Origin of the sequence: Sphingomonas daechungensis, assembly GCF_039543105.1 — a bacterium.
GTDB lineage: Bacteria > Pseudomonadota > Alphaproteobacteria > Sphingomonadales > Sphingomonadaceae > Sphingomicrobium > Sphingomicrobium daechungense.
In genome coordinates, this window is sequence record NZ_BAABJC010000001.1 from 1,103,938 (window position 1) to 1,123,076 (window position 19,139).

Genomic DNA, 19,139 nt, shown 5'->3' on the forward strand with positions numbered 1-19,139 from the left:
TCGCAAAATCAGGTCGCGAGCTTTGTCGTAACCCATGCCTTCGAGCTTCGGTGCTTTCGTCGGACGAGCGACCGTCGCGCTACCGTCTGTCAGTAAGAGAATGAGTGGGAGGAGATAACCAATACGCATTGCGCGATGCTACATTTGAAGGGGCCTTGGTCAATGGCAGCTTTCCACCCAAACCTGCCGCGACGGCCTCAGCCCTATTGCGGACACCAGCAGGCGATGCTTCAACCAAACTATCATGCGCCAGATTTCGTATTGTGAGAGATCGCCGCTGTTAGTCGCTCTAAGCTTGGCGGTCGCGGCATTACCATCTGCACCAGCATTCGCTTGCTCGATAGTCCTTCCGCCTGACTACGAAGGCAGTTCTGCGCAACGACGCAACATCAAACTTGAAATCGAAAAGGCAAGTGCAATTGTTGACGGAGAAGTCATTCGGCCTTGGACGCACGAAACTCCTGCGTTGGTCCGTGTCCATCATGTCCTGAAGGGCGACGTTGAAGAGATCATCGAAGTGGGCGGTGAGGGCGCCGGAGGAGACTGCTCGATTGCGCTGGAACGTGTGGGCGAACGAAGTCGGATGATTCTCAACGGTGGCCCGGGGATTTACGACCTCTACTATGACCAGTCAGAAGCTCGCTTAGAAGATCATTATTTGAAGTCAGATCGTCGAAAAGTTTGGCCGTATTACGCGGACCAGGAGAGCACAGGAAACTGAGCCGCTGCGCCGTTTCCTAGTAATGGCAGGTTTTGACCCAAACCCGCCGCGATCGTTTCGACCCATTTCGGACGTAAGATCGCAGCCGCCGGTCTCAGTATTAGCGGTCCGTCTTACCGCCGGACAATCCTTGGGACGGGTTGACACGCTTTCCTCGAAAAATCCCCCAGTTCGCCGTCTGACCTGGGGCTGACCCGGAATGACATTACGGCCCGTTCTCAGTGACCGAGAACGGGCCGATTTCACGCGTGAACAGGGGGAACTCTACGCGAATTGACCTAACGTTTCCTGCTCTTCCACGTTCCGCTGCGTCCGGCTTTCGACAGGTCCGTGCGCCCGAAGGTTGCGAAACCCGGCCAGACAGAATGCGGGCGGCAGTATCTCCGTTTCTGCGGGTCGAATTCAACTTGCTTAGCGGACCGTTCCGCGTCGGATGAGGTTCACGATTGCCAGCAGCACCACGGCTCCGAGAAGCGAGTACAGGAAGCTCTCAATCGTAACCTGCTCATTAATGCTCCCACCGCCGATAAGGAATCCGGCTAGGAATGCGCCAACTATACCGACGACTATGTTGAGGATGATGCCTTGTTGGCCATCCGTCTTCATGATCAAGCTGGCGAGCCAGCCGACAACTCCGCCAACAATCAACCAGATTAAGATCCCGACCACTGCAGTTCTCCTGAACGTTTATTTTTACCTACGGCGAACCATTTCACCGCCGATCTGTTCCGGCAAAGACCCAACTCCACGAGCTCTTTGATCAGTCGGAACTCCCGACGGGCATGACTCTCGCCCCTAAACCCGATCGCGATTAGATCCACTCTCGGGCGTAGAGACTGCGCCAAGGGCAATAGCCGCCAAACTATCGATGACGATCGTATGCCCCCTAATTCCAGTCTCCCCACGAGCCCCGCGATGGCTGCACAGAGGTCCAGGATTGCGGTCAGACTATCCGAACTTTGACCAAGACATTGGTTTGCTGAATTGTCCTAGATGTAGAAAGCTCGAACCTTCTGCGACGACATCTCGCGAACGCTCAACGTCGTCGAGAGCACGCTGAAAGCCGTGGACGAGCCTATCGTAGAAGGGCGCGGCACCCTGAGACCGTCATCGGTGCGAAGTCCGCCCGCGACAAACCCATAGAATACGTCTCGTTGCGGCGTTACCATTGCGGAGATCGCGGCCTCGATAGGATTGTCAATTGGAAGCCACTTGGAGACTGCGGGACCCCAATGAAGGACGATTTCGCAGCGGGAGTCGCCGCCGAGGGTGACGACGAAGAAATCCGTTCGATCCTGCTGGAAGTCGGCAACGCGACGCACATGGGCTTCGTGGCGGTTGCACGGGTAACCGAGGATCGGTGGATTGCCGCACAAGTCCTTGATCGGATCGAGTTTGGACTGGACCCGGGCGAGGAGCTGGACGTTAAAAAGACTATCTGCGACGACATCCGCGAGTGCGGCCAAGCAATCATCATTGATCGGATTGCTGAAGATCCCGAATGGCGCATGCACCCGGTACCCATGCTCTACGGCTTCGAGAGTTATGCCTCGCTGCCTGTCCTTTTGGAGGATGGGAGCTTCTATGGGACTCTTTGCGCGATCGATCCTGAGCCACGTGCACTGAGCGGCTTGGAAACAGTGGCGTTGCTGCGACGCTGTGCCGAGCGTGTTGCTGCAATCATGTCACGGAAACGCTCGATTTAATCGTCATCGCTCGTTTGTTGGTTCAAGTGGTTGGGGCCGAGCGGAAGTTCGCTGAGAAGGGCGGGATTGCGCTGGACGTTTGCCTTTATTGAACGAGGACGCGCTGAGGCTACGGAGTGTCTGCTTTCCTCTACGACCCGGCCATGGGGGGCCTGATTCTTGACTTCCTGATCCCGACCGACGCGACGGTCTCGGGCTCCGGGTTCGGCTTCCTGACGTTTGATACGGTGAACACGCTTGACGACGGCATCTACAGCCTTGTCGACATCTTCAATGGTGCAGCCACCACCGGAACGCAGTCAACGGCGGGGGCGATAACGCAGTTCACGACCTCGCAAATCGCTGCCGTTCCGGAGCCCGCGACCTGGGCAATGATGCTGTTCGGGTTCGGTGCGGTCGGCCTCTCGATGAGGCGGCGTAAAGCGATCGCAATCGCACGCCGGCAGATCGCCTAGTTCAGCTTGTAGACAGTGCCGTCAGTAGCCTGGCGGCACCTTCTACCAGTAATCGCGGTGTCCGCATTCCAGCAAAACTTGCCGCGAAAGTCTTCGGCTGTTTCAGACTCTCCACCCCGCGACGGGAACATGCGCTAGACCGTTCGAGTCATGTGCAATCTCTACACGCAGAGCAGGTCTCCCGATGAGATCGCGAGGCTCTCACCGCAGCGCAGATTCCGCTCTCGTTTCCGGAAGGAATTCCAAACCTTCAGCCTCGAGATGTCGCGATCACAGACTCGGCCCCGATCCTCCGCAGCACCGGAGGATACGACCTGGTCATGCGCAATTGGAGCTGGCCAGGTCCCACTGGCAAGCCAGCCTACAACTTTCGGTCGGACGGGCGTGAGTTCCCGGACGGACGGGTCTTGATCCTGACCGACGGCTTCTACGAGTTTACGAAGCCCGCTGATCCAAAGCAGAAGCGGAAGGATCGCTGGTTGTTTTCAGACCCGGCTGGCGGAATGACCGCAATTGCTGGCATTGTCCGCGCCGTTCCTGGGCTGGGCGAACGCTTTACGATGCTGACAACGCAACCTGGTCCCGACGTTGCGCCATACCACCAACGTCAAGTTGCAGTAGTATGCCAGCAGCATTGGCAACAATGGCTTGACCCCTCCGTTCCCGCGCCAGAGATCATCGGGCCAGCTCCTGCCGGACTGCTGAAAGTGCAAGCCGCCCATCGATAGCGTCCGCGTTCGACCCAAACCTGCCGTGACAGCCTGCGGCTCGAATTGCCGCGACATTTTCCGATCATTCCTGCCGTCAGCCGGATGATCCACTTCCACTCGATGCGGCCAGTTTGATCAGCTCAGGTAAAATGCGGCTAGGGCGACGGCTAAGCTCGCGAGCAGGACCGTCACAGCAAAGGGGGAAATGCGCCGGCCCGGCGTCTTGGGAGGCGCGGGTCCCCAGTGATACGTTTGCTTCTTCATCCGGGCCTTCAACGTGAATCCGCGACATCCGCGGCACCCTCAAATCAATGAGTTTGCTATATTTTTTCAGTGCAGCGTAAACAAGTATTAACATCGTCGCTCGTAAGGCTTCAATGTCTTCTCGGGCCTTCGACATCCCGGGTCGATCTCCGTCTTGAGCGGCTCGGGCGAAGGCTCGGGCCGCTCATTTCGGCCTATCTCTGCATCGCTCAGCGTGAAGGCTGGAAGCGAACTAGCAGGACGCTAACCCACCCATCCCGGCCATTTCGGTGTCAGGGCCTCCTTCCGTCGCCAATCGGATAAGCCTTGCTGAGAAGAGGACCGAGAATAGAAGCGCCAGGAATACTCCGAGGATGAAGTACCATCAGTTCATCGCGCTGGGTTCCGCTCGTCTCACTTTGAAGCGGCTACACCTTCTATATGTATTGGCGGCGAAACAGCGGCGGGCCTTGGACAACTTAAGTCAAGCCAGTCGCACAACCCGTTAAGCGATTGAATCAAGGCAGCTCGATGCGGGTAGGATGCGCCCCGTCGCCCGTCAGCGTCAGTGCCCCTGTACGCCAACACGGATTCCTCCCCGATCGAAACTCAAGCGACGGGTCCAACTTGTGTATATCTCAGATCTTCAATGCGAAAACAGTGTTTGCAAGACTGTTCTCATCTTCTCAGAACCTGAAGAGGTCAGCTCCACGAATGTCCGCTGTGGGTCGAGGAGGTCGCCCACACGTTTAACGTCCCCTTGCCGCTCAAGCGCCTCGAGCCAGCGCTTGCCGGTCGTGGCGGCAACATGGGAAAGCTCGCACAGGCGCCTGACTGACGTTCGTTCTCGCGACAGCCTTCTCGAATAGAGATGAACTATCATTTCCCACGCTGGATCGGAGAACAGAGCCGAGCCGAATCGTTCGCGAGCTTCGGAGCGGGCTCGGATGTAACCCCGAACCTGTTCCCGCTCCGATTGAATGGTTTCGGCGACCCTCTCCGACTTGCCAGCAGCGCCGCAAATCAACGGCGAACGAAGGGAAACATTACGTTTGCAACGGACGTTGGGATTGTCACACGCCTGATGAAGCATTGTCGCCACCTCCTTGAAAGCACCGCACATCGAGCACGCTCTAGCTGCCAAAAAGGTGGTTAACAGACCGTATCAAATGCTGAGGATTGCTCGGAAATCACGACACTCGTGCAGTGAATGAGCCACCTAGAGGACTGTAGCATGGCGTCGCATCGCTCAGATCCGGTCGACCATAAGATCCGCAAATGGGATCCAACAAAGGGTCGTCCTCAATTTCCAATGCTGGTGGGCCGTGAGCGCATCGACGAGAGCGCGCGTCCCACCGGATCGGGCGACAGGATGAACGATCGCGAGATCGAACGTTCGATCGATTTGAGGACCGGAGCCATGCCGAAAGGGCACAAATTGTGCGCTTGGCCGCTGGCGGCCGCCGCTGCGACTCTGAATGGTCCGGCCAAATCTTTCCCGGGCCTCCAGCGTAGGTAGCGTAAGTCATGGTCGAGCGGCCAGTCCGCCTGTTTTGTGACATCGCCCTACAGATTCGGGGCCTTGTCGCCGATTGCCGCGGTCAGCTGCAGTACGCCGACTTGTCTCACGACAAGCGTACGGGGCTGCAAATTGCCATCCACAAACTGGAAATGGCCGCACAGCTCCTCGAAGCGAACGCTTCTCAGGCAAACTGAACCCCATGGAAGCGCTGCCCGGTTACGTATCAAAGCTTGCCGGCTGGTTCCGCGGTGAAGTGGCCGTGGAGAAGGCCGTCAATGTGATGGCGCGCCGATCGCTTGCGAAGGTCGACGGGCCGGTGCTCGTTCAGTCCGGCCTGATTGCCGTTACCAGGTTCGAAGCATCGGGTACGCGGCGGACGATCAGCCTTCATTACCCGGGTGAACTTTTCCATCCTGTTCGAGCCTGCGGGCCGGTTGTCCTGGAGGCCGTTTCAAACAGCGTGTTGGAGCTTGCTCCGCAGTCCCATTTTGACGCGGCCATTTCAGCCGCCCCAGACATGTTGTTCGCCTTGAATCAAACCTTGAACCGGGAGCGGGCCATTGCCTACGAATGGCTGGCAAGGATCGGTTTGCGCAGCTCCATGGAGCGGCTGGCCCACTTCTTGTGCGAGACCTGTGTTCGATTGAATGCTGACCCGTCCGCGCTCGCCCTGCCGTTCAATCAATGGCAACTCGCCGAGATCACGGCGCAGACGAGCGTTCACGTGAACAGAGTGCTGGGAAAGCTGGACCAGAGCGGCCTCATCCGCCGCCGCAGGAAGACATTTGAGATCGGGGACTGGTCCGCATTGGCCCGCTTGGGTGAGTTCCATCCGGGGTACCTCACGGACTAGCGTCCCGCCGCAGACCGCGACAAACGCCCCGTACCAAGGCTGTGGTCGGCATTCGCTCGCCAAAGCCTTCCAGGCGCTTGCAACAAAACGCTTTCGGCCAGGTACGCGGCTGTCTGTTCGAAGGACGCGTGAACTTTCGGTCCTAGCCGGGTCGAATGATGAGAGTCCGATCCCGCAGAAGCTCGTTCGCCGTCTTTGCAAATGTCTCAAGCTGCGACGCAATTGTTCCGACAAGCTCGTTCCGGATGTCTAGGCTCGGATGAAGGTAGACATGGCCGTCAGCTTCCCTGGCCAGGAACCCGTGCTCGACCAGGCGCGTAACTTTTCGTCGCGTCGTCTCCCGGTTCAACCCGGTCGCGAGGGCAACGGAGCTGATAGTGCACCTTCTCAGCATGTGGGGCGGAACGGCGCTCCTGAGATCGGCGACTCCATGCTTGAACAGCGTGGCGCGGTCGAGACTCTCGGTGTTGATCACGGCGACTGCCAACATGATCATGACGCAATCCTGGTCGCCGATGAGAGCGCGCCATTGCTCCACCATGCGCAAAGTCATCGACACCAGGCGGATGGCCGACAGCCGGCTCTGAGGGGCAGCTTCGGCCGCGTTGACAACAACGCGCATTTCGCCGGCTTCGCGCTTGTCACTCATCAGCGAATAACGACTTTCACATCGACGGGCTCGAAGTGGAAAGCGCGATCTCTACGTCCGCCAGTCCCACCGCGCCGCGATCAAACCATAGCAGACCTTTGAGGCAGATTACCCAAAAGCGACGAATGGATAACGAACCCAGGGGTGACCCCAAAACGTGCTGCCCACGTCAATCCGAACAAGAACGTCCCAGCCATTTCGAGACTCCCACGGACTGAACTGTTCGCTCGGCCGCATCACGCCGCAAGACGGCCAGGTCTCACCGCTGGCGAACGGTTGCTTAGAGCAACCAAAATGAAGCAAAGGGTAGACACGGGTTAACTGTTGCCGGGCTAGGCGGTCGCTCCAGTTGCGTGAGGCTTGAAACCTAAATGCCCAAAATTATCTCAAAGCGGTCACAGTCAGCCAACGCCTCCCAGTCCGCGGACAACCTCGACCGGGCGCTGGCAACCCTGATGGAACGCTACCGATTGGCGGCCAGGGCGACGAATGATCTGGTCTGGGACTGGGACCTCGTCACCGACGGCATCGAGTGGAACGAGGCGTTCGAAAACCGCCTCGGGTTCTCGGGTGATGATTTGGGCACGAGTGGCGCCTGGTGGTTTAGCCGCGTGCACCCCGACGATGCTGAGCGGGTGAAAGCGGAACTCGACAATTGCATCGTCGGAAGCTCGGGCCGGTTTGAATGTGAATACCGGTTCATGACGGCCGACGGCAGCTATGCGTCCATTTATGACCGCGGCTTCGTCATTCGGGACGCCGACCAGGTGCCCATCCGCATGGTTGGAGCAATGCAGGACAACACGGAGCGCGACGCAGCTTTCCGACAGCTGAGCGAACACCGCACGCAGCTGTCAACCGTGTTTGGCCAGGCCATGGTCGGGATCATGCACGTCGACGCCAGCGGCGCCCCGATCATGGTCAACAGCCGCTTCTGCGAAATCCTGGGCCGACACGAAACCGAGGTGCGCGAATGCCGCGTCTGGGACTTCACCCATCCCGACGATGCGGACTGGACCAAGTCGCTTTACGAGCGTGCCCGCATGGCGGGCGAAGCCTACCAGATCGAGAAGCGCTACCTTCGCCCAGATGGCACTTGCGTGTGGTGCGAAGTGAGCGTCAGCTTCGTGAAAGACGCCGATGGTGGTGTCGAAACGTCGATCGCGGTCGCCCAGGATATCACGACGCGGAAGAAAGCCGAGGCCGCCTTGGCCGAGCAATCCAGCCTGCTTCAGAATGTCGTCGACAGCGTCGCCGACCTGATCTTCGTCAAGGACCTGGAAGGCAACTTCATCCTCGCCAACCGCGCTCTCATCGAGGGCTGTGGTGACATTGTCGGGTGGAAGACAACGGACCTGTTCGACGCTGATCTCACTCCCACTTACGAGGAAGCCGACAGGGACGTCATTCGAACGGGTCGATCGCTCATGGTCGACGAATGGATCCCGATTGGCGGCAACCCCCGACTGTTCGAAACGGCGAAGGTCCCTTGGATCCGCGACGGCGAAATCCACGGCGTCATCGGCGTCTCGCGCGACATTACGAACCAAAAAGCCGCTGAGCAGGCCATTCGTGATAGCGAATTGCTATACCGAAGTGTTCTGGAAGCGAGCGCTGACTGCATCAAGATCATCGGTCTGGATGGCTGCATCAAGCTGATGAACACACCTGGGCAGCGTGCACTTGACCTCGACACGTTCGAGCAAGTTCGGGGCAAGAAGTGGGTGGACATGTGGCCGAGGGAAAGTCGGGCCGCGCTCCGACGGGCGATGGACGAGGCCCGCGACGGCCGGGTGGCGCGCTTCACTGGCTACTGTCCGACTCTGCAGCGTACGCGCAAGTGGTGGGATGTTGTCGTCACGCCCATGTTCAATGACGGCGGCGACATCACAAACCTCCTCGCAATCTCCCGCGATATCACCGCACAGCGCCAGACTGACGAGCAGTTGCGCTGGGCGAGCGAGCATGACGCCCTCACGGAGCTGCCTAATCGAAGGGCATTCCAAAACCGCCTCCAGGGAGCAACGCTTCGCGCCATGGAAGCGGGCAGCTCGGTCAGCCTGTTGCTCATCGACCTTGATCACTTCAAGCACGTCAACGACACGCTTGGGCATGCTGCTGGCGACTACTTGCTGCAGAAATTCGCGAAGCGACTGCACGAGAGCGTGAGGGCTGATGATTTCGTAGCCCGGCTCGGAGGCGACGAGTTTGCAGTGATCATCGAGAACAGCCCGGCCGACGGGAGCCTCGTCGAAATCGGAAATTCAATCCTTGACCGGTTGCGCAAGCCGATCCGATACAACGGGAGGGTCATCAGCAGCGGGGCGAGCATCGGCGGCGCCGTCTTCCCAACCGATGCGGAAAGCGCCCACGCGCTTTTCAACAATGCCGATACGGCTTTGTACTCACTCAAGGCGGCGGGGCGAGGCGGGACCGCCATGTTCCACCCCAGGATGCGCGAGCAAGCACAGCGCGTCGCCTCCCAGCTCAGCATGGCCCGGACCGGCATTTCAGAGCGGTCGATCGAGCCTCACTACCAGCAGAAAGTCGACTTGAGCTCGGGGGCAATCGTCGGGTTTGAAGCTTTGCTGCGGTGGCGGCACCCGTCATTCGGAATCCAGCTCCCGAGCAGCGTTTCGGAAGCGTTCGAGGATTACGAGCTCTCGACGAAAATTGGCGAGCTCATGCAGCGCCACGTGTTCGAGGACATGCGGGAGTGGTCACGGCTTGGGCTGTCGCACGGCGTGATCGCGATCAACGCGTCCCCCGCGGAATTCCTGAGGGACGACTTTGCGGAGCGCTTGCTCAGAAAAATGGACAATTACGACATCGACCCGGCCTCGATCGAGATCGAAGTCACCGAGCATGCGTTCATCGACCGCGGCGCCAAATATGTCAGTCGCGCCCTCAAAGCGCTGAGCAAGGCCGGGGTCAGCGTTGCGCTGGATGACTTCGGGACCGGCTATTCATCCCTCTCCCACCTGCGCGACTTCCCGGTGGATGTCCTCAAGATCGACCAGTCGTTCATCCGCAGGATGAACGATGATGCCGAGATCGAGTCGATCGTGAAAGCCGTGATCGGTCTCTCGAAAAGCCTGAGCATCGCTGTCGTCGCGGAGGGTATCGAAACCCTCGAGCAGAAGATGGCCCTGCTCGAGCACGGCTGCTCATTCGGACAGGGGTATTTGTTTGGCCGGGCGGTTGGACGCGACGAAGTCCAGCGACTGCTGCTCGACTCCAGCCACCAGTCGCAGCTGAGGGCCGCGTGACCCTGATTTTCCTGCCTGACCCAACAAAGCGGCGCTTGGCAGCAACGGCCCCGTCGCTAGGATCCTGCGGATGCGGATCCTTGCTCGCCTGTTCGCCATCCTGGTCCTGGCGCCGGTTTTGTCGCCAGCCTCGGCTCCCGCCACGACGCCCGGACGGGCAGCCGCCATCGACAGGGTCGTCGAGGCGGAGCTTGGCAAGGCCAAGGCCAACGGCCTTGCCGTCGCCATCGTCGAACACGGCCAAGTCGTGCGGGTGCGCTGTTACGGCACCCGCAACGTTCGCGGCGACCCGCTCACCCCGCAGTCCATCATGTACGGCGCCTCGCTGACCAAAGCCGTGTTCGCATATACGGTGATGCGACTTGCGGACGAAGGCAAAGTCGCACAGGATGAACCGATTGCCGCAATGCTGTCGAAGCCGCTCCCCGACTACGGCAACCTCGACAAATACGGCAATTGGGGCGACCTCGCTGGTGACAGCCGCTGGCGGAAACTGACGCCCCGCATCCTGCTCTCTCACGCCGGCGGCTTCGCCAATTTTTCGTTCCTGGAGCCTGACCAGAAGCTGAGGTTCCATTTCGAGCCAGGGGGTCGCTACGCCTATTCGGGCGAAGGCCTCATCCTCCTCCAATTCGCGATTGAGCAGAGGCTTGGCCACGGCTTCGAGGAGGACGCCCAGCGCCTGGCGTTCCGCCCGCTTGGCATGACAGATTCAAGCTTGCACTGGCAGGACCGCTTTGCCGGGCGCCTCGCCGACGGCTGGCAAGTCGATGGTACGGCCATCCTCCATGACCGACGGGATAACGTCAGGGTGGCGGGCTCCATGGACACGACGATTGCCGACATGGCGAAGTTCGCATCGGCGCTCGTCACGGGGGTTGGCCTGAGCCAGGCAAGTCACCAGGCCATGCTGGCGCCGCAACTCCCAATCACGACGGCCACGCAGTTTCCAACCTTGCAAAGTGAAGTCCCGCAAGCCCGGCGTGTCGCAGGATTGGCGGCCGGCTTGGGCGTTGTCGTTTTTGACGGGCCGCAGGGGCGAGGCTTTTACAAGGGTGGCCACGATGACCAGACGGGGAACGTCATGGTTTGCCTTCGCCAGGGGCAGCGGTGCGTCGTCCTCCTTGGCAATGACGTGCGCGCCGAGCGGGCGTTCCCGGCGATCGTCAAGGCCGTCCTCGGCGACACCGGCGTGCCGTGGCAATGGGAATATGGGATCCAGCAGCCTTGACGGTGGAGGACGCGTCGGCCACGCTTTTGACGCGTTTTATCCCATGACCGTGGCTAAGAAAATGTCATGGGCGTCGCCGCCTTGACGCGACGCTAGGCCATGCCAAGCGGGTGCGCGGCATGTGTCACTACAAAAGTGACAAAAGTTACTGCAAGCGCCGCCGGACCGGGCCTTTCCACTTTTGTCGAAATGGGCATGCCCAGGGCGCCGGTCCGTCACTTGCCCCTTCCCTACTTGAGGGGCGCTGCGGCTTTCGCCAGCGCTGCCGAATTCCCTCCGATCCGGTTCGACAGGCAAGGTTGCGGTAAGGCACGCCGCCTAGATGGAAACCAGCACGTTCGTCCCCCACGGCGAACGTGACGAACCAAAAAGGGGAGGCCCGATGTCCAATTCCTCGGGCCTCCCCAATTCCCGTCAATGAGGGCAAGCCCCAGGCTGTCGCGGAAGACTCCGGGGCTTCCCCGGCGACCAGCACAGCACGCTACTTTCGGCGGCTAACGTCGCTGGCGGTCGCCGGCCAAAGCGTCGCTGAGAAAAGCGTCCAGGCCCGCCCGTCCCCTCGGGGTCAAAATGACCGTAGCGCTGGAAGACAGCCCACTGACCTGGACGAGTTTCTCACTGGCCAGATGCGAAAGCCAGCGCCGCGCAATGCCTTCAGACACTCCCGACAACATCGCCAGCTGATCAACGCCAAGCCCACTGCCGGTCGACACGTACAGCAGCAGGAGCATTTCCCAGCCGGGCTCACCGAAGGTCGCCGCGCCGAAATGCTTGGCCCGCCGCTGTCGCAGCGTGAGGATGCGCCGGGCTTCGTGCTTGAGTGCCCGTCGGTCGCTTTCGATGCGAGAAAAAAGCTGTTCGGGCAGGTTGGGCGAGGGATCATCCGGAGACGCCGGCAGCTGCCCGCCCCGCTTGAAACGCTCGTGACCCGGATCCCTCAACCCCGTTACTCCCGCGCAAACGATACATGCGCCGTGATCATTTCACCGAGCGGGACGACGCTAGCGGGGGCACGAGGTCCCCGCAAGGGACACGGCGACCCGTGCTGCGTTCAGAGACTCGGGACTATGGGAGGAGGATCTTGATGCCGCTCAGTATTTTTGCCCTTCCATCCTCGCAATGCGGCGCAGCAACGAGGCGGACCCTTCGCGTTTCTCCGACGGCGGCACGAATTTCCACGTCGAGCGAAAATCCCTGCCGGTGGTCGATAGCGTAGGACCGCAATCGCTCAAGCTCGAAACGCGATTGTCCGGTGTAACAAGCGACGCACTGCGCGCGCGAAACGGCTTGCCCGCGCGCAAAGCCGAAAATGTCGTACACTCCGCCCGACCAGGTCAAAGCGTTATTCTCAAGGTCGCACTGGAACGCGCCGACGTGGTGATTGCTGACGGCCCCGACGACTGACGGAGAGACGGCATCAATCGCTGCGCAATTGAGCAGGCTTGCGAGGTCGACGTGACGGGACAGGGCCAAGGCGGGCCACACCTGCTTGAGGCGGCGAGGATGGACATCCTCCTTGTTGAGTCCGGCGAGATCCATGGCTGTGCCCAGATAACGCCAGTGTTGCGAACGACAAAGGCTGTTGTCGACCAGCGAACGCTGCCCGGCGTCGCCCGTTCAAGTTTGCCCACGACGCTTGCCAGCGCGGCGCGCTTTCCATTCCGGCCCCGTGCCGTTGACTCACACCCTGTCAAAAGCTTTGCTTGGTCGCCTTGCCATTGACGACCACGGTATAGCTAACCGCTCCATCCGACTTCAGGGGGACAGCCCAACGGGCGCCGGCATAGAGTCGCTTTCCCGGGAGCGGGACGCAATTGGTCTTGGGCGACGTGCACTGGCTGCCGTCGACCAGCTCGAGGCTTGCGTTACCGTCGTTGCGAAACACCAATTGCCTGCCGTCGCGGGAGGCCGCCAGCCGCGGCAGCGGCGCCGTTGGCCGCACCAGCACCAGGACGTCATAGCCAACAAGCAGCTTCAAGCCCGATTCAGCGGCGCTCAGTTCACCAGTCACCGGCTTGACGGTCACTCGGTACACGCGCTCACGGTCCGAACGCGCGCCGATCGCGGCCACCCGAAGCAACTTGCGCTGCCCGGGCTCAAGGATCATTCGCGCCGGGGACACGAGCAGGCCGCGCTTTTCGGGATCCGGCTCGGTGACCCTCCGCTCCTCGCTCGACCCGGCGCCGACGATCTCGCTCGGTTCAGCCAGAATGTAGGAGCGCTCATCCGAGTTGTTCCAAATTTCGATATCGGCGCGCGTCTCGTCCGTCTTCGCCAGGTCGATGATCAACTGGCTCAAGACCAGCTCGGCGCGACCGGCGCTCGTCACCGACAACAAAGTGGCAGCCAACACGGCGTGACGCGCAAAGCGCGAAAGCGCGAAGGTCTTGGTCATTTGCAAATCACCTCTCCAAGGCGGGCATAGTCACCCTCCAAATGAACACCCGCAAGCGACACCGTGCAGGGAGGCGATCCCCCTGCCTGAAACTCGAGCGTTTCGCCCGGCGCCGCATCGACTTGGAAATAGCCGTTTTCATCGGTCTGTCCGGTTTCGGTGGATGATTTGATGGCGGCGTTCACCAACGGTGACCCATTGGCCGCGACGGCTTTGCCGAACACGGTAACGAGACGGTCCGCGCTCCAGCGAAGGTGCTGCACTGTCCCTGGATACAAAGTGATGGTGCGTGACTGGCTGTCGTAAGCGACCGGGACTGCCTCGACTGGCTGCAGCCGGAGCTGATAGGCGTGATAGGCCTCCAGGAAAATTGGAACGCTCGATCCAGCAGTCAATCGCGCCCTCGGCACGTCGTCGATCAGCACGTCAAACGCCGTATTGCTTGAGCTTCCGGCCAGTGTTGCAATGACTGCGCTCTGGTTGAGGTCACGCCCGCCGACTTTGAGCGCGCTCGACCCGAACGCGACGCCGGTCTGGAAGTTAAAGCCATATTGCGTCGCGCTTCCCCCCTCGATGCCCTGCAGGACTTCGACCCGCGCGCTGCCCAACTGACTGCCGATCTCGGCATTGGCCCTAGCCGTCGTTGTCTCGACGTCGCGCTGGATGGCTGCCTCTAACGCAACCTGCGTGTGGTCCTCGGTTTCGTTGAACCACTGCGCACTGAGGCTCCCCACCGCACGGGCGGATCGGCGCCCATCGTCGCGGTCCTTGAGACTGGCATAGCCCGCGGTCGCAACGGCGGACTTGCCGCCATCGGTGTATAGAAGGCGGACCCCCGCGAATGCTGCGGCCGTGCTCCTGCTGCGCTGCGCGTCGGCGTTCAGGATCAGTTGGAAGCCGCCGCGGTTAAGGACCGGCCAGCTGATGGCGGGCCCGATGCTGTAGTCGGAGCGATACCCCTCGTCGTGCCGGTAGGACCCGGAAAGACTGAGGAACGCAGAGCCGATGGAGTAGGTCACGCTGCCCGTCGCTTGCGCATAGGAGCCGCTTAGCGACTGTGCCCCTAATGGCGGGACCGATCCGAAATTGTCGACATAGGTCGGCAGCGGGATAAGCGGCTCGCCGGTCTTGCTCCACACCCGGCGAACGTCGAGGCTAAAGTTCAACTTGCTCATGCCGGACGACCCCAACTGGAGAAGAACGCCCTTGTCGCCCTTTCCGGAAATCAGCGCGGCAGCCCGCACCCTGGCGACGTCGGTGATCAGCCATCCCCCAAGCTGCGCGATGGGCTTGTCTTCGGTGCCAAGGATGGCCGCATCGACCGCGACTTTCTCGTTCAAGCGATAGGCCGCGCCGACCTGGTAGTAGACCGTGTTGGAAACGCTGATCGCTCGGTCCGCGCGCGTATTGGCAAGCAGCCCCGCGAAGGCGAAATAGACGGGCTTGCCCAGCGGCGCGATGGCGGAGCTTTTGACGAAGAAGCGGCGCTCCTCGCGCACGCTTCCGTCGGGTGCCCGAATGCGCAGGAGCAATGTGTAGGAGCCGTCGGGCAGCGCTGACGAGTCAATGGCCTGGTTTCCGGCGGGATAGCTGCCGGACGTCACGAGCCGCCCGTCGATGAGGATTTCCACTCGGGAAGGCTGGCTGAGGAACAGGATGAGCGGCGTTGCCTGCAGCGCTTCGTGGTCAACGCGCGTATCGAATTGCGTTGTAAAGCCCACGCCGGCAATCCGCCGCCGTCCGGTGAAGTCGATCCCGGGCGCCCAGAACAGGCCGGCCGCGTAGCGGTGCTGGCGGGTGTCGACCTCGGCGACGAGGTCGTCGACGATGAACCCCAGGTCCGAGGCGTAAGCGCTGTCGCTCCTGATCCTGCCGTTGCGAAAACCCAGGATCGTTCGGTTCTGGAAGTTGTAGACCGTCTCGCCTTGCGTCGAGCCGGCAATCGCCCCGCCGATCGAGCTGGTTAAAGACAAGGGCGTGGTGGGCGGCTGCAAATACGCATCGCTTGACCCCACGACGTTCAGGAAGCGCGGGTTGACGAAGAGGTCGAGCCTGAACCGGTCCGCGTCGTAAATGACGTCGATGTCTTGGGTCTCGAGCGGCTTGCAGCTTGTCGAGCCCGGAACCGGACAGACTTGGGCGACGTGATCGGGCAGCTTGCCCGATAGTCGAGCCATGACCTCGGGCGACGCACGTAACTCGGGCAGGACCTTGAACAGCTGCGCTGGATCCTTGAACGTCACCGAACCCGGCTGCGCAATCAGCCAGGCTTCGCCGACTTTGCGGTTGCCGAAGTAGAGATCCGCGACAACTTCGCGGGGCTGCTCGAGCTCACCGAAGCCGGCGGGCGGGCCGACGGCCTTGATGACGCTTGAATTGGCAAGCGCGGCCATCGGCAAAGTTGCCGTCATGACGCCACTACAGCCCAGCAACATGGCGGCGCGAATTTTGCAGCGCTTCCGCATTTGGGCTTATTCGGGTCCGATGACCAAAGTGAGCGTGCCGGCGTAGGACCCCGCCCGGGCATTCGACAACGTCGTCGAGCGCAGGACAACGATGAGCGACGCCGACGTCGCCGGGCCGCTGTTGCAGGATTGCTGCGTCGCGGTGCTGGTGAGCCCGGTCAGGGTGACGTTCGGGCTGAGCTGGGTGCCAGAGGACTGGCCAGCCGAAGGACTCCACTGGACGTCATAGGCAAGCTGGTTACCGCCGGACAGCAGCGCAAAGCTGCCGCCTGGCGCCGACCCCGTGGCCGTAACATGATAACCCCTGGTCGCCGCCTGCGAGAAGACGCAGACGCTTTGATTGCGAACGGCGTCAACGCCGAGGTTCGTCAGGGACCCGAACGCGACATCACTCAGCTTGGTGATCCGGACACGCTGGGCGGCGGCGGGACTTGGCGCAACGGCAGCGGCAAGCAGGCCGACGGCGAGCACGAGGAGAAGCCGCATGGCGCGAACGGGCGCCGCGCCGCTTGGCGTCGTCATGGGAACGACGGCAGGAGGCGACGGCGCCACGATTTGCGGGCCTTATTCGGGCGCGACCAGGAGGGTGAGCGTGCCCGTGTAGTTCGTCGCAGCAGTCATCGTCTGGAGATCGGTTGCAGCGATCTTGACGATGAGGCTCGCGCTCGAGGACGGGCCCGACGCGCAGTTTGAATTCGTTGCGAGCGAAGTCTGACCCGTGAGCGGCGTTCCGACCGCGAGGGCCGTGCCGCTGGTCTGCCCGGACGACGCGCTCCACTCGACCGTATAGGGAACTGTCAGGCTCGCATTGGCCAGGGTGAACGCATTGGCCGCGCCGCTTCCGGTCGCCGTCACGCGGTAGCCCTTGGTGCTCGTGTTGCTCCAGACGCAGACGTTCTGGGCGTTGGACGCGTTCAAGCTTGGATCGGCGTTGGTGAACGCGACGTCGCTCAAGCCGCTGATACGGACGCGGTTCGGGACCGAGGCCGAAATCGAGACGGAGCCCGTCGAGGTTGCGCCGAGACTACCTTGTGTCGCCGCCTGAGCCGTGCCTGCTGATGCAAGCACCGCGAGCGCGGCCATGACCGACGGAATATACTTTCTGACCATGAACTGACCCCCACCGAGCAAAATTCATCCGAAACGGATCGATTAATCGGCACGGGATACAACCAACAAAGTTAACAGACCGTCAATTTGCCTGCCCCGCCGCCAGCGTAAACGCTCCCCACCCTCGTGAAGTTATGTTTACAAAGCGGGGACGGCAATCGGGAAAATTGCTCGAGCTCGAAAGCCGTCATGTTCTATTGGGGTGAAACAATCAGGAGCGACGCTGAGGGCCACTCGATCTCAGGCCCTGCTGGGAGCACAATCCGGGCCTGTTCGCGTTCACAGTCAGCGGCCGAGCCCAGGGCTTGAACGTCGACAGCCTGGCCCGGCTTCAACGCCATCGGTGAACCGGCGTGTTCCAGCGTGGTAGCCGGCCCAGGAAGTTCGCCTGGTGGAAGCAGCGCAATCGAAAATGTCCGAGAGGCCATGGTCGACCAAATGCAGATACCGTGGTCCGAGGAGCGGACGCCCTGCCCTGCCGATCCGCGTGCGAGAGACACGCCCGTCCGCGGCCGGACACTGACGCTGAGGCGAATGCTCGAGCGCGAAGTCGGACCAATGGTGGAGGGTTGTGGTCCGGCTGTCGCGGACGCGCCGGCGGGCAGCGCCAGCACGACGAGGAGCGCTTTTGTCCACAATTGCAAACGTGATCGAGACATGTCGGCATGCGGTCCTTTTGATCGCGAGGATCAGGACCCTGGCGAAGGCCGATTGCTCGGAGCCTAACCATTGCTCCATAGTGGATGGAATTCGCACATACCTCCCCGCCCACGAGGCGAGACGAAGCGCTTCCGGACTTGCCCAGACTGACGCATCACCCAGCGAGGGGATCATTGAGATTCGCAATGATCGCGGGCCTGAAGAAATTTCGAAGGCGTTGCCGCCTTTCAAAAAGGGGTGCTGGCCATACCGAAAACTCCCGCATTTGATATCGATCCGTTTCGGAGCTTTGATTCACCATCTCTCCAAGATTGAGACCGCAGATTGGGGCCGTGTCGTCACCAAGGGGCTCCAGTGCTGTCCAATACCGCCATCAGCGATCCAAGATCTGAACTGCGATCTCACGTTTTTCTCATGGCCGTGCTGCGGACCGCGACTGAGAATTGCCCGGTTCGCGTTCGGAATCTCTCGCCCAGCGGGGCGCTGCTGGAGGGAAGCCATTTTCCTGCGGCGGGCCACGCCGTCCTCCTTCGCCGCGGCAGCCGATCCGTGTCCGGTGAGATCGCCTGGGCAACGGATCGTCAATGCGGCGTGCAATTTGCGGAGGCCATCGACGTTGCCGACTGGATGGACCTGGCCGGCCCGTTCGACCAGCAGCGCATCGATGCCACCATTGCCCAGTACCGCAACGGGACGGCACTGGAGGCGGGCTCTGCCGCGGCACTGTGCGGGCAACAATTGTCCGGCCTGAGTGCGACCCTGCTGCAGATCACCAGGCGCCTCGCGGATCAGTCCGACCAGTCCCCGGCACTCGCCGAGGAGATCCTCCGTCTTGAAATCCTTGCCCAGGAGCTTGCGGCGATCGGGAAGCTTCAACACTGATGGGCGACCAAGGTTTGCGACCGCCGAAGCGCTTCGATCCGGGTGATCTTGCCGACGTCCCGAGCGCCGATTTGACCAATCGAGAATGCCTGTCCGGTGCCGTGCGTGAGGCCTTTCCCCTGCCCCGCTCGGGTGCTTTCAAGGACCTGCTTGACGCAATTGATACCGGTGGCCGCATTCGGCCCTGACCCCCGAGGTCCCCTCCTCGATGGCTTCACCCAACCTCCACTGACGCTTCGGGGGCCCTGCGCAGTGGCCGAGAATCCTT

At 61.2% G+C, this 19,139-nt stretch carries 17 protein-coding genes and 1 pseudogene; 9 read left to right on the forward strand and 9 right to left on the reverse strand.

The window, feature by feature from the left end:
* The first annotated feature begins 244 nt into the window (after positions 1–244).
* Positions 245–721 (forward strand): hypothetical protein, encoded by a 477-nt coding sequence (locus ABD928_RS05760; protein WP_345166956.1) that lies wholly within the window; start codon positions 245–247, stop codon positions 719–721.
* A 411-nt stretch (positions 722–1,132) separates the two neighbouring features.
* On the opposite strand, the gene ABD928_RS05765 is transcribed toward ABD928_RS05760, so the two are convergent.
* Complete coding sequence (locus ABD928_RS05765) at positions 1,133–1,327, reverse strand: GlsB/YeaQ/YmgE family stress response membrane protein (RefSeq protein WP_187716058.1); 195 nt, start codon at positions 1,325–1,327, stop codon at positions 1,133–1,135.
* A 626-nt stretch (positions 1,328–1,953) separates the two neighbouring features.
* Between ABD928_RS05765 and ABD928_RS05770 the strand changes: the two genes are divergently transcribed.
* The 3 genes and pseudogenes from ABD928_RS05770 (at position 1,954) to ABD928_RS05780 (ending at position 3,610) form a co-directional block, all read left to right on the forward strand.
* Positions 1,954–2,427, forward strand: a complete 474-nt coding sequence (locus tag ABD928_RS05770; protein WP_187715984.1) for a GAF domain-containing protein — start codon at positions 1,954–1,956, stop codon at positions 2,425–2,427.
* 338 nt (positions 2,428–2,765) lie between these two features.
* Positions 2,766–2,882: pseudogene (locus tag ABD928_RS15400) on the forward strand (PEPxxWA-CTERM sorting domain-containing protein); the annotation flags it as partial.
* A gap of 320 nt (positions 2,883–3,202) precedes the next feature.
* A complete protein-coding gene (locus ABD928_RS05780) occupies positions 3,203–3,610 on the forward strand; it encodes an SOS response-associated peptidase family protein (RefSeq protein ID WP_223276746.1) in 408 nt (135 codons plus the stop codon).
* 871 nt (positions 3,611–4,481) lie between these two features.
* On the opposite strand, the gene ABD928_RS05785 is transcribed toward ABD928_RS05780, so the two are convergent.
* On the reverse strand, positions 4,482–4,928 hold the full coding sequence (locus tag ABD928_RS05785) for a hypothetical protein (protein WP_223276745.1): 447 nt from the start codon (positions 4,926–4,928) through the stop codon (positions 4,482–4,484).
* Positions 4,929–5,427: 499 nt separating this feature from the next.
* On the opposite strand from ABD928_RS05785, the gene ABD928_RS05790 reads away from it, so the two are divergent.
* Entirely contained in the window at positions 5,428–6,210 is a 783-nt protein-coding gene (locus tag ABD928_RS05790) for a Crp/Fnr family transcriptional regulator (RefSeq protein WP_345166968.1), read from the forward strand.
* Between the two features lie 142 nt (positions 6,211–6,352).
* Here the strand turns inward: ABD928_RS05790 and ABD928_RS05795 are convergent, their stop codons facing one another.
* Positions 6,353–6,859: a hypothetical protein gene (locus ABD928_RS05795; RefSeq protein ID WP_345166971.1), complete on the reverse strand. Its 507-nt coding sequence runs from the start codon at positions 6,857–6,859 to the stop codon at positions 6,353–6,355.
* A gap of 371 nt (positions 6,860–7,230) precedes the next feature.
* Here ABD928_RS05795 and ABD928_RS05800 point away from each other — a divergent pair, with 371 nt between their 5' ends.
* The gene (locus tag ABD928_RS05800; RefSeq protein ID WP_345166974.1) at positions 7,231–10,128 is read left to right on the forward strand and encodes an EAL domain-containing protein; all 2,898 of its coding nucleotides are present in this window, start codon (positions 7,231–7,233) and stop codon (positions 10,126–10,128) included.
* Positions 10,129–10,198: 70 nt separating this feature from the next.
* A complete protein-coding gene (locus ABD928_RS05805; RefSeq protein WP_345166977.1) occupies positions 10,199–11,359 on the forward strand; it encodes a serine hydrolase domain-containing protein in 1,161 nt (386 codons plus the stop codon).
* A 494-nt stretch (positions 11,360–11,853) separates the two neighbouring features.
* Here ABD928_RS05805 and ABD928_RS05810 read toward each other — a convergent pair whose 3' ends face one another.
* The 6 genes from ABD928_RS05810 to ABD928_RS05835 all read right to left on the reverse strand — a co-directional run bounded on the left by ABD928_RS05810 (position 11,854) and on the right by ABD928_RS05835 (position 17,329).
* On the reverse strand, positions 11,854–12,300 hold the full coding sequence (locus ABD928_RS05810; RefSeq protein WP_187713850.1) for a hypothetical protein: 447 nt from the start codon (positions 12,298–12,300) through the stop codon (positions 11,854–11,856).
* Positions 12,301–12,424: 124 nt separating this feature from the next.
* Positions 12,425–12,898 carry a hypothetical protein gene (locus ABD928_RS05815; protein WP_187713849.1) on the reverse strand — a complete coding sequence of 158 codons (474 nt, stop codon included), beginning with the start codon at positions 12,896–12,898 and terminating at the stop codon, positions 12,425–12,427.
* 151 nt (positions 12,899–13,049) lie between these two features.
* A complete protein-coding gene (locus ABD928_RS05820) occupies positions 13,050–13,754 on the reverse strand; it encodes a fimbrial biogenesis chaperone (RefSeq protein ID WP_187715976.1) in 705 nt (234 codons plus the stop codon).
* Complete coding sequence (locus tag ABD928_RS05825; protein WP_345166986.1) at positions 13,751–16,165, reverse strand: TcfC E-set like domain-containing protein; 2,415 nt, start codon at positions 16,163–16,165, stop codon at positions 13,751–13,753. The genes ABD928_RS05820 and ABD928_RS05825 overlap by 4 nt, the downstream gene beginning before the upstream one ends.
* A gap of 60 nt (positions 16,166–16,225) precedes the next feature.
* Positions 16,226–16,741 carry a hypothetical protein gene (locus ABD928_RS05830; RefSeq protein ID WP_187715973.1) on the reverse strand — a complete coding sequence of 172 codons (516 nt, stop codon included), beginning with the start codon at positions 16,739–16,741 and terminating at the stop codon, positions 16,226–16,228.
* Between the two features lie 42 nt (positions 16,742–16,783).
* On the reverse strand, positions 16,784–17,329 hold the full coding sequence (locus tag ABD928_RS05835) for a hypothetical protein (protein ID WP_187713844.1): 546 nt from the start codon (positions 17,327–17,329) through the stop codon (positions 16,784–16,786).
* A 1,014-nt stretch (positions 17,330–18,343) separates the two neighbouring features.
* On the opposite strand from ABD928_RS05835, the gene ABD928_RS05840 reads away from it, so the two are divergent.
* A complete protein-coding gene (locus ABD928_RS05840) occupies positions 18,344–18,871 on the forward strand; it encodes a PilZ domain-containing protein (RefSeq protein WP_345166993.1) in 528 nt (175 codons plus the stop codon).
* A complete protein-coding gene (locus ABD928_RS05845; protein WP_345166996.1) occupies positions 18,871–19,059 on the forward strand; it encodes a hypothetical protein in 189 nt (62 codons plus the stop codon). The genes ABD928_RS05840 and ABD928_RS05845 overlap by 1 nt, the downstream gene beginning before the upstream one ends.
* Positions 19,060–19,139 lie beyond the last annotated feature (80 nt).

Bases quoted from the DNA above. Each gene is read 5' to 3' on its own strand.
- ABD928_RS05825 (WP_345166986.1), bottom strand. From the start codon at position 16,165: ATGACGGCAACTTTGCCGATGGCCGCGCTTGCCAATTCAAGCGTCATC.
- ABD928_RS05815 (WP_187713849.1), bottom strand. From the start codon at position 12,898: ATGGATCTCGCCGGACTCAACAAGGAGGATGTCCATCCTCGCCGCCTC.
- ABD928_RS05830 (WP_187715973.1), bottom strand. From the start codon at position 16,741: ATGACGACGCCAAGCGGCGCGGCGCCCGTTCGCGCCATGCGGCTTCTC.
- ABD928_RS05845 (WP_345166996.1), top strand. From the start codon at position 18,871: ATGGGCGACCAAGGTTTGCGACCGCCGAAGCGCTTCGATCCGGGTGAT.
- ABD928_RS05820 (WP_187715976.1), bottom strand. From the start codon at position 13,754: ATGACCAAGACCTTCGCGCTTTCGCGCTTTGCGCGTCACGCCGTGTTG.
- ABD928_RS05770 (WP_187715984.1), top strand. From the start codon at position 1,954: ATGAAGGACGATTTCGCAGCGGGAGTCGCCGCCGAGGGTGACGACGAA.
- ABD928_RS05760 (WP_345166956.1), top strand. From the start codon at position 245: ATGCGCCAGATTTCGTATTGTGAGAGATCGCCGCTGTTAGTCGCTCTA.
- ABD928_RS05765 (WP_187716058.1), bottom strand. From the start codon at position 1,327: ATGAAGACGGATGGCCAACAAGGCATCATCCTCAACATAGTCGTCGGT.
- ABD928_RS05805 (WP_345166977.1), top strand. From the start codon at position 10,199: ATGCGGATCCTTGCTCGCCTGTTCGCCATCCTGGTCCTGGCGCCGGTT.
- ABD928_RS05785 (WP_223276745.1), bottom strand. From the start codon at position 4,928: ATGCTTCATCAGGCGTGTGACAATCCCAACGTCCGTTGCAAACGTAAT.
- ABD928_RS05780 (WP_223276746.1), top strand. From the start codon at position 3,203: ATGCGCAATTGGAGCTGGCCAGGTCCCACTGGCAAGCCAGCCTACAAC.
- ABD928_RS05835 (WP_187713844.1), bottom strand. From the start codon at position 17,329: ATGGTCAGAAAGTATATTCCGTCGGTCATGGCCGCGCTCGCGGTGCTT.
- ABD928_RS05795 (WP_345166971.1), bottom strand. From the start codon at position 6,859: ATGAGTGACAAGCGCGAAGCCGGCGAAATGCGCGTTGTTGTCAACGCG.
- ABD928_RS05800 (WP_345166974.1), top strand. From the start codon at position 7,231: ATGCCCAAAATTATCTCAAAGCGGTCACAGTCAGCCAACGCCTCCCAG.